The sequence below is a fragment of the Streptomyces sp. NPDC032126 genome, from assembly GCF_055580085.1.
Window position 1 is genome coordinate 599,994 of sequence record NZ_JBVIMA010000004.1, and the last position, 11,730, is coordinate 611,723.

Genomic DNA, 11,730 nt, shown 5'->3' on the forward strand with positions numbered 1-11,730 from the left:
TCAGGGGGCATCAGCGGCAACTGACGGGTACGTGCAAATTATTTGGGATGCCCCGGAATAGGAACACAGCGGCACCCCCGCTCGTTGTCATTACGTGAGCACGACACAGACACCACCTGTTCTCGCCGCAGAGCTGGCGCAGGCGTGGGCCGACATTCAGCGGTACCACCCCGAGCTGCCGGACCTTGCCGCGCCAGAGTCCCTGATCGGGGAGTCGTCGTCCGCGTGCGGTCACGAACTCTCCTTCGAGCGACTGCTCCATGAGGCAGTCCATGGCATCGCCGCCGCGCGCGGCGTGCGTGACACGTCCCGCGCCGGCCGGTACCACAACCGGAGATTCCTCGCGATCGCCGAGGAGCTGGGCCTGGACCACCCCGAGGAGCCGCACCCCAGCAGCGGTTTCTCCCTGGTCACGCTCAGCCCCGAGGCCAAGCGGCGCTACCGCCCGACGATCGAGCGCCTTCAGCGGGCCCTCAAGGCCCATACGGCCGCCACCTCCGCCGAGACCACCCGCGCCTTCCGCGGCCCGGCCGCCCGGCACGGGTCCTCGGGCGGTGGCGTCCGCGTCAAGGCCGTCTGCGACTGCGGCCGCAATGTGCGCGTGGTCCCGTCGGTCCTGGCCCAGGCCCCGATCGTCTGCGGCGGCTGCGGGAAGCCGTTCCGCATTCCGGAGATCGCGGGCGCGGCGTAGTACCGGACCGTCGGGTACCGGCATCTCGTGGCTGCCGGTGCCGTCGAGCGAGACGGACGACATGGGGTGCTCCTGCGCCGCCGGCGCAGCGGCACCCCATGCTCAAGCGCGCCCCGAACACCACCGCGACCACTCCCCGAACACCTCCCCGAGCCGCTCCCCCCGACCCTCGGCCGAAAGCGACCCGCAGGGTGTGGCAGAATGGCTAGCTGTACTCGACAGCCGCACAGGACCCCTCTCTCCTCCGGCTGACGCGTCCATCGGGCACTCGGGTACCGCAACCCCACGCGGCAATCTCGCCGTGCCCAACCACGTCAATCCAGGAGAATCCACTCCCGTGGCAGTCAAGATCAAGCTGAAGCGTCTGGGCAAGATCCGTTCGCCTCACTACCGCATCGTCGTCGCCGACTCCCGCACCCGCCGTGACGGCCGTGCGATCGAGGAGATCGGCAAGTACCACCCGACCTACCACCCGTCGGTCATCGAGGTGGACGCCGAGCGCGTGGCGTACTGGCTGGGTGTCGGCGCGCAGCCGACCGAGCCCGTCCTCGCCATCCTGAAGAAGACCGGCGACTGGCAGAAGTTCAAGGGCGAGCCCGCCCCGGCTCCGCTGCTCGTCGCCGAGCCGAAGAAGGCGCGCCCGTCGTTCGAGGCCCTCGGTGGCGACGACGAGGGCAAGGGTGAGGCGATCACCCAGAAGAAGAAGGCTGAGAAGAAGGACGAGGCCGCTGCCGAGTCCGAGTCGACCGAGGCCTGAGCAGCATGCTCGAAGAGGCGCTTGAGCACCTCGTGAAGGGCATCGTCGACAACCCTGACGATGTGCAGGTCGCCTCGCGCAACCTGCGCCGCGGGCGCGTGCTGGAGGTCCGGGTCCACCCCGACGACCTCGGCAAGGTGATCGGCCGCAACGGCCGCACCGCGCGCGCTCTGCGTACCGTCGTGGGCGCCATCGGCGGCCGCGGTGTCCGTGTCGACCTCGTCGACGTGGACCACGTCCGCTGACGCTTCGCATCGCAGTACCGGCTCGGGCCGGGGAGGGCCTCAGGGCCGTCCCCGGCCCGTAGTCGTCGGGACCAGTCGTGACGACAGGAGATCTTCGAAAGTGCAGCTGGTAGTCGCCCGGATCGGTCGCGCCCATGGCATCAAGGGCGAGGTCACCGTGGAGGTCCGCACGGACGAGCCGGAACTCAGGCTCGCCCCCGGCGCCATCCTCACCACCGATCCCGCCTCCGCGGGCCCGCTCACCATCGAGACCGGTCGCGTCCACAGCGGCCGCCTCCTGCTGCGCTTCGAGGGCGTACGCGACCGCAACGGCGCCGAGGCGCTGCGCAACACCCTCCTGATCGCCGACATCGACCCCGACGAGCTGCCCGAGGAAGAGGACGAGTACTACGACCACCAGCTGATCGACCTCGACGTGGTGACCGAGGACGGTGCGGAGGTCGGCCGGATCACCGAGATCTCGCATCTGCCCTCGCAGGACCTGTTCATCGTGGAGCGGCCCGACGGCACCGAGGTGATGATCCCGTTCGTCGAGGAGATCGTCACCGAGATCGACCTGGCGGAGCAGAAAGCCGTCATCGCGCCGCCCCCGGGCCTGATCGACGACCGGGCGGAGATCGACTCCACGAGGGACGACAGCGCATGAGGCTCGACGTCGTCACCATCTTCCCCGAGTACCTGGAGCCGCTGAACGTCTCCCTGGTCGGCAAGGCACGCGCGCGTGGACAGCTGAACGTGCACGTCCACGACCTGCGCTCGTGGACGTACGACCGCCACAACACCGTCGACGACACCCCGTACGGCGGCGGCCCCGGCATGGTCATGAAGACCGACCCCTGGGGCGACGCCCTGGACTCCGTGCTCGCCGACGGCTACGAGACCGGCGCCCACACGCCCGCCCTCATCGTCCCGACGCCCAGCGGCCGCCCCTTCACCCAGGAACTCGCCGTGGAGCTCTCGGAGCGCCCCTGGCTGGTCTTCACGCCCGCCCGTTACGAGGGCATCGACCGGCGGGTCGTCGACGAGTACGCCACCCGGATGCCCGTGTACGAGGTCTCCATCGGCGACTACGTCCTCGCCGGCGGCGAGGCGGCCGTGCTGGTCGTCACCGAGGCCGTGGCCCGGCTGCTGCCCGGGGTCCTGGGCAACGCCGAGTCCCACCGGGACGACTCCTTCGCACCCGGCGCGATGGCCGGCCTGCTGGAGGGCCCCGTGTACACCAAGCCGCCCGAGTGGCGTGGCCGGGACATCCCCGAGGTGCTGCTCAGCGGCCACCACGGGAAGATCGCCCGCTGGCGTCGCGACGAGGCCCTGCGCCGGACCACCACCCACCGGCCCGACCTCATCGAGCGCTGCGAGCCCAAGGCCTTCGACAAGAAGGACCGCGAGATGCTCTCCATCCTGGGCTGGGCCCCCGACCCCGAGGGCGAGCCCTACGGCCGATTTTGGCGCAGGGTCGAGGGCGTGGAAGAATAGGCCGCTGTTGTGCGCCGTCCGGCGTGCGCCCCTGCCGCAGGGGGACACGACGCCCGCCCCGACCCGCACACGGCTCAGCACCCACACCTAGCTACCGCTGATGACCTGTGGCATCGGCGAAGAAAGCAGACGAAATGTCTCACCTGCTCGACTCCGTCGACTCCGCGTCGCTGCGCAGCGACATCCCGGCCTTCCGCCCGGGTGACACCGTCAACGTCCACGTCCGCGTCATCGAGGGCAACCGCTCCCGTGTGCAGCAGTTCAAGGGCGTTGTGATCCGTCGCCAGGGCTCCGGTGTCCGTGAGACCTTCACGGTCCGCAAGGTCTCGTTCTCCGTCGGCGTCGAGCGCACCTTCCCGGTGCACACCCCGATCGTCGAGAAGATCGAGCTCGTCACCCGCGGTGACGTCCGTCGCGCCAAGCTGTACTACCTGCGCGAGCTGCGCGGCAAGGCCGCGAAGATCAAGGAGAAGCGCGAGAGCTGAGCGCTTTCCCGGGGTCACAGCGGGGCCGGATAGCATCTGGCCCCGATGGACACCGAAGCACAGCCCACGGAGCGCGATCGCTCCTCCCGCCCTTCCCCGGGTGCGGAGGGACGGTCGCGTTTCGCGTTGGTGGCGAGGATCACCAACTGGCTCCCCGGCGGCCGGATCAGCCTCGCCCTACTGATCTGCCTGGCCCTCCTGCTGCTCCTCAACACCTTTGTGGCGCAGCCCTTCCAGATTCCCAGCGGATCCATGGAAAACAGTTTGAGGATCGGGGACCGCGTTCTCGTAAATAAGTTGGCGTACCGTTTCGGTGCCGAGCCGCGGCGGGGCGATGTGGTCGTGTTCGACGGAACCGGGTATTTCGGGAACGCCGACTACATCAAGCGCGTGGTGGGGGTCGGCGGCGACCGTGTGGTCTGCTGCGACAAGGAGGGGAGGATCCAGGTGAACGGCCGGTCGGTCGACGAGTCGACCTTCCTGTACCCCGGCGACAGCCCGTCCTCGGTGCCCTTCGACGTGGTCGTTCCCGAGGGCACCCTGTTCGTCCTCGGCGACCACCGCGCCCGCTCCAGCGACTCCCGCGACCACCTGGGCTCGCCCGGCGGCGGCATGATCCCGGTGACCGATGTGATCGGCCGCGCCGACTTGATCGTATGGCCGTTCGGTCACCTCACCCGTCTGGACCGTCCGGGCGCCTACGCGCGGGTGCCCGCCGCGGGTGGTGCGCATGGGTAACCGCGGCAAACCCCGCGGCGTGTCCAGCAGCGCCGCGGACAACCTCCTGCCCACCGGCGCCCGGCGCGCCGCCAGTCCGGCCGGCGGGCGCACGCGCGCGGAGCGGCGCAAGCTCCAGCGCAAGGTCAAGCGCAAGCGCAGGCGCTCGGCCGTCCGGGAGATACCGCTCCTGGTCGGCGTCGCCGTCCTCATAGCGCTCGTGCTGAAGACCTTCCTCGTGCAGGCGTTCGTCATTCCGTCCGGCTCCATGGAGCAGACGATCCGGATCGGCGACCGCGTCCTGGTCGACAAGTTCACCCCGTGGTTCGGCTCCAAGCCCGAGCGCGGGGACGTCGTCGTGTTCAAGGACCCCGGCGGCTGGCTCCAGGACGAACAGACCACCGCCAAGAAGAGCGACCCCGTCGTCGTCAAGCAGGTCAAGGAGGCCCTCACCTTCATCGGCCTGCTGCCGTCCGACAACGAGAAGGACCTCATCAAGCGGGTCGTCGGCGTCGGCGGCGACCACGTCAAGTGCTGTGACCCCCAGGGACGGGTCACCGTCAACGGCGTTCCCCTCAGCGAGAGTGATTATCTGTACCCCGGGAACGCCCCCTCCAGCACGCCCTTCGACATCACCGTGCCGCAGGGCCGGCTGTGGGTGATGGGCGACCACCGCGCCAACTCCGCGGACTCCCGCTCCCACCAGAACACCGACTACGGCGGCACCGTCTCCGAGGACGAGGTGGTGGGCCGCGCCATGGTCATCGCCTGGCCGCTCGGCCACTGGAACAGTCTCAAGGAACCGCAAACCTTTTCCTCGGTGACCGACTCGGCGTCCGGAGCGGCCGCCGCTCCCCAGCCGTCGCATAGGGTTGCCTCCGACGATCCGAACGGAACGATCCGACTCCCGAGCCCTGCGGAACTCCCGCTCGTTATGGGAGTGGTGGGCCTGCGTCGTGGATGGGGCAGGCAGCGGCACAGAGTTAGGAGTTGGCGTGGGGGATGTGGCGGTTGGCGCACGGTCCGGACACGACGGCGAGGAGCACCGCGGACGCCCCGTGGAAGCGGCCGACCGGGCTGCGGACAGCGCCGTGACATCAGGGAACGACCCCGGGGCGACCGAGGACGGGACGACGGCGGACGGGCCGGGCGGGTCCGCGGGACAGGGTCCGGACGGGCCGGGTGGCCCGGGCGGCCCGAGCGGTCCGGGCGCGGACGTGGTGGGCTCGGGCGGGTCGGCGCCCCAGGCGAGGAAGCCGCGCTCCTTCTGGAAGGAGCTGCCGATCCTGATCGGCATCGCTCTGGTGCTGGCGCTGCTGATCAAGACGTTCCTGGTGCAGGCGTTCTCGATCCCCTCGGAGTCGATGCAGAACACCCTGCAGAAGGGTGACCGCGTCCTCGTCGACAAGCTGACGCCGTGGTTCGGCTCCGAGCCCGAGCGCGGCGAGGTCGTCGTCTTCCACGACCCGGACAACTGGCTCGCCGGCGAGCCCACCAACGACCCGAACGCCCTGCAGACCTTCCTCAGCTGGATCGGCCTGATGCCGTCCGCGGAGGAGAAGGACCTGATCAAGCGGGTCATCGGCGTCGGCGGCGACACCATCGAGTGCAAGGGCACCGGCCCGCTGAAGGTCAACGGCAAGCCGCTGGACGAGTCGTCGTACATCTACCCGGGCAACACGCCGTGCAGCGTCGACGACACGGGCGGCCAGTTCAAGGTGACCGTGCCCAAGGGCTCCATCTGGGTCATGGGCGACCACCGCCAGAACTCGCGCGACTCCCGCTACAACCAGTCCGACCGGCACCACGGCATGGTCCCGGTCGACGAGGTCGTCGGGCGCGCCGTGTTCAAGGCCTGGCCCCTCACCCGCTGGGGCACGCTGCCCGTGCCGGACACCTTCGGGCAGGACGGCCTGGACACGCAGTCCGCGGCGTCCACCGCGCTCACCGTCGCACCGGAGGGTCTCGCGCTCGTCGGCGCCGTCCCGGTGGTCCTGTGGCGCCGTCGGCGCCGGGAGGCCGCCGAGACCCGCTGACCGGGTCGATCGGCGCGGTCAGCCGCTCCGGCCGGGCCGCCGGTCGCCGGGTCCGCCCCCGGGACCGGCCGCCCGAGTGCGGCGCGGACCCTGCCTCCCGGTGTGTGACCCAGGCCGCGGGAGAGGGGCTGCCCCGGCTCGGTACCGCCGGGTAGGGTGCGGACCCATGGGTGGCGAGAGCACGACGCGTACGGCCCCGCGCAGCGGCGGCACCAGGAACGGCCCGGTGGGCGGCCGGATCGGACAGCGCCTGTCCGGTCTGGCGGTCGCACTGGGCCTTGTGCTGTTCCTCGGCGGTTTCGCCTGGGGAGCGGTCGTCTACCGGCCGTACACCGTGCCCACCAACTCGATGAACCCGACGATCAACGGCGGCGACCGGGTCCTCGCCCAGCGCATCGACGGCGACCAGGTGCGCCGCGGTGACGTCGTCGTCTTCACCGACAAGACCTGGGTGGACAACGCCCCCGTGGTCAAGCGGGTCGTCGCGGTCGGCGGGGACACCGTCTCGTGCTGCACGAACGGCAAGCTGACCGTCAACGGCAAGGCGATCGACGAACCGTATCTGCCGGCGGGCAGCACGGCCGAGCTCACCGGCTTCCCGACCGTGACGGTCCCCGAGGGCCGGCTCTTCCTGCTCGGTGACGAGCGCTCCGGCTCCCTGGACTCCACCGCCCACATCACCGACGCGGCCAGCGGCACGATCGCGCGCGGGGCCGTCAGCGCCCGCGTCGACGCCGTCGTCTGGCCCCTGAACGGCATGCTCAAGCGCCCCACCGGCTTCGCGGAACTCGGCGCCCTGTCCGATCCCGGCCCGCTGCGCACGATCGTCGCGATGATCGTCGGGGGAACGCTGCTGATCCTCGGCGGAGCCGCGTACGGGCCGGTCGCGAAGCTGCTGTCCGGCCGGGGCCGGCGGACGGAGACCGCCGGTGCCCGCTGAGACCAGGGGCGCGGGCGCCGATCCGGGCGCGGTCCCGGGCGGGCTCGGTGGCGACCCGGGCCGGATCCCGGGCGGGCTCGGTGGCGATCCGCGCAAGGTCGCCCGCGTGGTGCTGCTCGATCCCGAGGACCGCATCCTGCTGCTGCACGGCCACGAGCCGGACGATCCATCCGACGACTGGTGGTTCACCCCCGGCGGCGGGGTGGAGGGCGCGGAGAGTCGTGAGGAGGCCGCGCTGCGGGAACTCGTCGAGGAGACGGGCATCACCGACGTCGAACTGGGCCCGGTGCTGTGGCGGCGGCGCTGCTCGTTCCCGTTCGCGGGCCGCCGCTGGGACCAGGACGAGTGGTACTACCTGGCCCGTACGGCGACCACCGCGACCCGCGCCACGGGCCTCACCGAGCTGGAGCGGCGCAGTGTCGCCGGAGCGAGGTGGTGGACCTGTGCGGAACTGACCGGGTCGCATGAGACGGTGTATCCGACCAGACTCGCCGAGCTGCTCCGGGCACTGCTCGACGATGGTCCCCCGGCCAGGCCCGTGGTCCTTGACACGGAAATCGTCTAGCGGCGCACGGGACTGGCGCACAATGGGTGGACCGCACGGCTGAAGGGGAACATGCCATGAGCGCCGAGGACCTCGAGAAGTACGAGACCGAGATGGAGCTGAAGCTCTATCGGGAGTACCGCGATGTCGTCGGTCTGTTCAAGTACGTGATCGAGACCGAGCGGCGCTTCTATCTGACCAACGACTACGAGATGCAGGTGCACTCGGTCCAGGGTGAGGTGTTCTTCGAGGTGTCCATGGCGGACGCCTGGGTGTGGGACATGTACCGGCCGGCGCGGTTCGTGAAGCAGGTCCGGGTGCTCACCTTCAAGGACGTGAACATCGAGGAGCTGAACAAGAGCGATCTGGAGCTGCCGGGCGGGTGATGATCACCCGGGCGGGTGACGGGGTTGTCCACAACCGCTGAGTCGTCCACCAAGATCATTTCAATGGTGGCGGATGCGTGATCGTCGGTGCCGGAGGTGGTGCCGACATGAACACCCATCAGGCACGCAGTGCACTCGGCAGGTACGGCGAGGAGCTGGCCGCGCGGCGGCTGGCTGTGGCCGGGATGACGGTCCTGGAGCGCAACTGGCGCTGCGGCAGGACCGGTGAGATCGACATCGTGGCGCGGGACGGGGACGTCCTCGTGGTCTGCGAGGTGAAGACCCGCCGGGACGGATGCTTCCAGCACCCGATGGCGGCGGTGACCGAGGAGAAGGCCCAGCGGCTGCGCGGCCTCGCCGAACGCTGGATCCAGTCCCACGGCGGCGCCCCGCCCGGCGGCGTCCGCATCGACCTCGTGGGCGTCCTGCTCCCGTCCCGCGGCGCACCCGTCGTCGAGCATGTACGGGGGGTGGCCTGACATGGGCTTCGCGCGTACGTGCTCGGTGGCACTGGTCGGCGTGGAGGGCGTGGTCGTCGAGGTCCAGGCGGACCTGGAGCCCGGAGTCGCGGCGTTCACCCTGGTGGGCCTCCCCGACAAGAGCCTGACGGAGAGCAGGGACCGGGTTCGGGCGGCGGTGGTGAACTCGGGCGGCGAGTGGCCGCAGAAGAAACTCACCGTGGGACTCAGCCCGGCATCCGTGCCCAAGGCCGGCTCCGGCTTCGATCTCGCCGTCGCCTGCGCCGTCCTCGGCGCCGCCGAGCGGATCGACCCGAGGGTGCTCGCCGACATCGTGATGATCGGCGAACTGGGGCTCGACGGACGGGTGCGCCCGGTCCGGGGCATCCTGCCCGCGGTGCTGGCCGCCGCCGACGCCGGATACGAACAGGTCGTCGTCCCGGAGTGCGCGGCCGCCGAGGCCTCACTGGTCCCCGGCGTGTCCGTCCTCGGGGTGCGCAGCCTCCGCCAGCTGATCGCCGTCCTCGCCGACGAGCCCGTGCCCGAGGAAGAACCCCGGGAGCAGGGGCGCCCCGACCCGCTGCTGGCCGGCCTGCGCGTGCCCGGCACCGGCGCGGCCACCGGCATGCACAGCCTCGGCGCGGCCCAGCAGGACCCGGGGCACGACCTGGCCGACGTCGTGGGCCAGATCTCGGCGCGGACAGCGGTGGAGGTGTCCGCGGCCGGGGGACACCATCTCTTCCTGGAAGGGCCACCCGGAGCGGGCAAGACCATGCTCGCGGAGCGCCTGCCGGCCGTGCTCCCGCGGCTGACCCGGGAGGAGTCGCTGGAGGTCACGGCCGTGCACTCGGTCGCCGGACTCCTGCCCCCGGGCAAGCCGCTGATCGACGTCGCCCCCTACTGCGCCCCGCACCACTCGGCCACCATGCAGGCCCTGGTCGGCGGCGGCCCCGGCATCGCCCGCCCCGGTGCCGTGTCCCTGGCACATCGAGGCGTGCTCTTTCTGGACGAGAGCCCGGAATTCAACAGCCAGACGCTCGACGCCCTCCGCCAACCGCTGGAGTCGGGGCACGTCGTGATCGCCCGCAGCGCGGGGGTGGTGCGCTTCCCCGCCCGCTTCCTCATGGTGCTCGCCGCCAACCCCTGTCCCTGCGGGCGGTTCTCCCAGCGGGACACCCTGTGCGAATGCCCGCCCTCGACGATCCGCCGGTACCAGGCACGGCTCTCCGGGCCCCTGCTCGACCGCGTCGACCTGCGGGTCGAGGTGGATCCGGTGAGCCGGTCCGAACTCACGCACCGGGGCCCGGGCGGCGAGTCCACCGCGACGGTCGCCGCTCGGGTGCTGGCCGCCAGGGAGCGGGCGGCGGCGAGGCTCGCGGGCACCCCGTGGCGCACCAACAGCGAGGTGCCCGGACGGGAGCTGCGCTCCCGCTGGCACGCCATGAGCGGCGCGATGGACGAGGCGGAGCGGAATCTGGAGCGCGGCGTGCTCACCGTGCGCGGTCTCGACCGGGTCCTGCGTGTCGCCTGGACCATCGCCGACCTCGTGGGCCATGACCGGCCCGACGCCACGGACGTCGCCCTGGCCCTGCAACTGCGCACCGGAGTGCCGCGGGGCGTGCCGATGGCCATCGGGGCCCTGGGGTGAACCGCACCGGTGAGCCGGACGACGAACGCCTCGCCCGGGTGTTTCTCTCGCGGGTCGTCGAGCCCGGGGACGACGTCGGGGGGCGGTGGGTGCGGGAGGTGGGGGCTCGGGAAGTGGTGCGGCGGCTGACGGGGGACGGACCCGCCCTGCCGGGCGTCAGCGAGACACGGTGGGGTGGTCTGGTGGCGCGCGCCGCACGCGCCGCGCCCCGGCGGGACCTGGAGCTCGCCCACGCCGCCGGCGTACGGTTCCTGTGCCCCGGCGACCCCGATTGGCCCGGCCCCTTGGACGACCTCGGGGACGCGCGTCCGCTCGGCCTGTGGGTGCGCGGCCGCCCCAGCCTGCGGATGTGGGCGCTCCGGTCGGTCGCCGTCGTCGGCGCCCGCGCCTGCACCGAGTACGGCGCCCACGTCGCCGCCACCCTCTCCGCCGGCCTCGCCGAACGGGGCTGGGTCGTCGTCTCCGGCGGCGCCTACGGCATCGACGGCGCCGCCCACCGCGGCGCGCTCGCCGCCGGCGGTGCCACCGTCGCCGTCCTCGCCTGCGGTGTCGACCGGCCCTATCCGCGCGGCCACACCGAGTTGATCAACCGGATCGCCGAACAGGGCCTGGTGATCGGCGAGTTGGCGCCCGGCGACCATCCGACGCCCAGCCGTTTCGTGCTGCGCAACCGGGTGATCGCCGCCCTCACCCGGGGCACCGTCGTCGTCGAGGCCGCCCACCGCAGCGGCTCGCTCGTCACCGCCCGGGCGGCACAGCGGCTGGGCCGGCACACGATGGGCGTGCCGGGGCCGGCCACCAGCGCCCTCTCCGCCGGCGTGCACGAACTGCTGCGCGGCGAGGCCGTGCTGGTCACCGACGCCGCGGACGTGATCGAGCTGGTCGGCGCCATGGGCGAGCTGGCCCCCGACCGGCGCGGCCCCGTCCTGCCGCGCGACCTGCTGGAGCCCGCCGCCCGGCACGTCCTGGCCGCGCTGCCCGCACGCCGGGCCGGTTCGCTCGACGAGATCGCCCGCGGCGCGCAGACCACCGAGGACGACGCGATCGCGAGGCTGTACGAACTCGGAGCGCTCGGCTATGTCGAACGACACGGCGACGGCTGGAAGTTGACACGCCAGGCGATGGTCTCCGTTCGAGGGGGTCGCCGTCAGTGCTGACCTCGCCCGTTCGGCCGTCCGGGGGACGCGGAACCCCTTGGGAATTCCCGCAGTTGACGCCGGGGCCGGGTCGCCGCAAGTGACCCGCGCCCCCGGGAGGACGCCCAGCGGAACGTATCTGCGCATGGTTCGAGCCACGCTGTTCGCGCACCGCGACACGTCAGTCACGCTACGCTCACGTGAATTCCGG

At 71.5% G+C, this 11,730-nt stretch carries 14 protein-coding genes and 1 pseudogene; all 15 read left to right on the top strand.

The genetic code is table 11. The features are described 5' to 3' along the window. Window positions 1–94 precede the first annotated feature (94 nt). The 15 genes and pseudogenes from ACZ5NW_RS19090 to dprA all read left to right on the top strand — a co-directional run bounded on the left by ACZ5NW_RS19090 (window position 95) and on the right by dprA (window position 11,540). Window positions 95–691 (top strand): hypothetical protein, encoded by a 597-nt coding sequence (locus tag ACZ5NW_RS19090; protein WP_468744990.1) that lies wholly within the window; start codon window positions 95–97, stop codon window positions 689–691. A 337-nt stretch (window positions 692–1,028) separates the two neighbouring features. Next, window positions 1,029–1,448 (top strand): 30S ribosomal protein S16, encoded by a 420-nt coding sequence (gene rpsP / locus ACZ5NW_RS19095; RefSeq protein WP_468744991.1) that lies wholly within the window; start codon window positions 1,029–1,031, stop codon window positions 1,446–1,448. A gap of 5 nt (window positions 1,449–1,453) precedes the next feature. After that, entirely contained in the window at window positions 1,454–1,693 is a 240-nt protein-coding gene (locus ACZ5NW_RS19100; protein ID WP_003973401.1) for an RNA-binding protein, read from the top strand. A gap of 100 nt (window positions 1,694–1,793) precedes the next feature. After that, the gene (gene rimM, locus ACZ5NW_RS19105; RefSeq protein WP_468744992.1) at window positions 1,794–2,339 is read left to right on the top strand and encodes a ribosome maturation factor RimM; all 546 of its coding nucleotides are present in this window, start codon (window positions 1,794–1,796) and stop codon (window positions 2,337–2,339) included. After that, window positions 2,336–3,169, top strand: coding sequence for a tRNA (guanosine(37)-N1)-methyltransferase TrmD (trmD, locus tag ACZ5NW_RS19110; RefSeq protein WP_468744993.1), 834 nt, complete (start codon window positions 2,336–2,338; stop codon window positions 3,167–3,169). The genes rimM and trmD overlap by 4 nt, the downstream gene beginning before the upstream one ends. 134 nt (window positions 3,170–3,303) lie before the next feature. Next, window positions 3,304–3,654: a 50S ribosomal protein L19 gene (rplS, locus tag ACZ5NW_RS19115; RefSeq protein ID WP_030612790.1), complete on the top strand. Its 351-nt coding sequence runs from the start codon at window positions 3,304–3,306 to the stop codon at window positions 3,652–3,654. Window positions 3,655–3,699: 45 nt separating this feature from the next. Then, window positions 3,700–4,392 (top strand): signal peptidase I, encoded by a 693-nt coding sequence (lepB, locus tag ACZ5NW_RS19120; RefSeq protein WP_468744994.1) that lies wholly within the window; start codon window positions 3,700–3,702, stop codon window positions 4,390–4,392. Beyond that, window positions 4,385–5,476, top strand: a pseudogene (gene lepB, locus ACZ5NW_RS19125) (signal peptidase I); the annotation flags it as partial. The gene lepB (ACZ5NW_RS19120) and the pseudogene lepB (ACZ5NW_RS19125), both read left to right, overlap by 8 nt. Further along, window positions 5,367–6,407, top strand: a complete 1,041-nt coding sequence (gene lepB / locus ACZ5NW_RS19130; RefSeq protein WP_468744995.1) for a signal peptidase I — start codon at window positions 5,367–5,369, stop codon at window positions 6,405–6,407. The pseudogene lepB (ACZ5NW_RS19125) and the gene lepB (ACZ5NW_RS19130), both read left to right, overlap by 110 nt. Window positions 6,408–6,573: 166 nt before the next feature. Beyond that, window positions 6,574–7,347, top strand: coding sequence for a signal peptidase I (lepB, locus tag ACZ5NW_RS19135; RefSeq protein WP_468744996.1), 774 nt, complete (start codon window positions 6,574–6,576; stop codon window positions 7,345–7,347). Continuing rightward, on the top strand, window positions 7,337–7,912 hold the full coding sequence (locus tag ACZ5NW_RS19140) for an NUDIX hydrolase (RefSeq protein WP_468744997.1): 576 nt from the start codon (window positions 7,337–7,339) through the stop codon (window positions 7,910–7,912). Before lepB (ACZ5NW_RS19135) ends, ACZ5NW_RS19140 begins: the two co-directional genes overlap by 11 nt. 56 nt (window positions 7,913–7,968) lie before the next feature. Further along, window positions 7,969–8,277: a DUF2469 domain-containing protein gene (locus ACZ5NW_RS19145; RefSeq protein WP_003965949.1), complete on the top strand. Its 309-nt coding sequence runs from the start codon at window positions 7,969–7,971 to the stop codon at window positions 8,275–8,277. A 77-nt stretch (window positions 8,278–8,354) separates the two neighbouring features. Next, window positions 8,355–8,756 carry a YraN family protein gene (locus tag ACZ5NW_RS19150; protein ID WP_468744998.1) on the top strand — a complete coding sequence of 134 codons (402 nt, stop codon included), beginning with the start codon at window positions 8,355–8,357 and terminating at the stop codon, window positions 8,754–8,756. 1 nt (window position 8,757) lies between these two features. Further along, window positions 8,758–10,383, top strand: coding sequence for a YifB family Mg chelatase-like AAA ATPase (locus tag ACZ5NW_RS19155; RefSeq protein ID WP_468744999.1), 1,626 nt, complete (start codon window positions 8,758–8,760; stop codon window positions 10,381–10,383). Continuing rightward, entirely contained in the window at window positions 10,380–11,540 is a 1,161-nt protein-coding gene (dprA, locus tag ACZ5NW_RS19160; protein ID WP_468745000.1) for a DNA-processing protein DprA, read from the top strand. The genes ACZ5NW_RS19155 and dprA overlap by 4 nt, the downstream gene beginning before the upstream one ends. Window positions 11,541–11,730: the final 190 nt, after the last annotated feature.